At 33.3% G+C, this 300-nt stretch carries 1 pseudogene; it reads right to left on the bottom strand.

Features of this window, described 5'->3' with window-relative positions:
* A pseudogene (locus R0J88_RS19425) lies at window positions 1–226 on the bottom strand (hypothetical protein); the annotation flags it as partial.
* Window positions 227–300: the final 74 nt, after the last annotated feature.

Genomic DNA, 300 nt, shown 5'->3' with positions numbered 1-300 from the left:
CTGTCACTTTTGCTTTTTCATCATCAACTCCGCTAAATACCTGATAAAACATGGCTGATAACCCCAAGCCTATAGAAGCCATTCCATCAAAACTATTTTCAAATTTTTCTCTGTTCACCACTATAGTGAATTCTGAATACGAATTATTTTTCTTCACATCTTTAATTGACGGGAAATCTTCACCACTTTTTAATTCCTCGATGTCCTGATTTATATCCTCTTCCATTTCTGAACGTACCTTTTTATGTTCACTTTTCGACATGATATACGTTAAAGATACCTCATCATTTTTAATAACCT

Origin of the sequence: Pseudoalteromonas sp. SIMBA_162 (genome assembly GCF_046535955.1) — a bacterium.
Lineage (GTDB): Bacteria > Pseudomonadota > Gammaproteobacteria > Enterobacterales > Alteromonadaceae > Pseudoalteromonas > Pseudoalteromonas marina.
The sequence above is the reverse complement of the archived record's forward strand: the minus strand, read 5'-3'. Positions and strand labels throughout refer to the sequence as shown.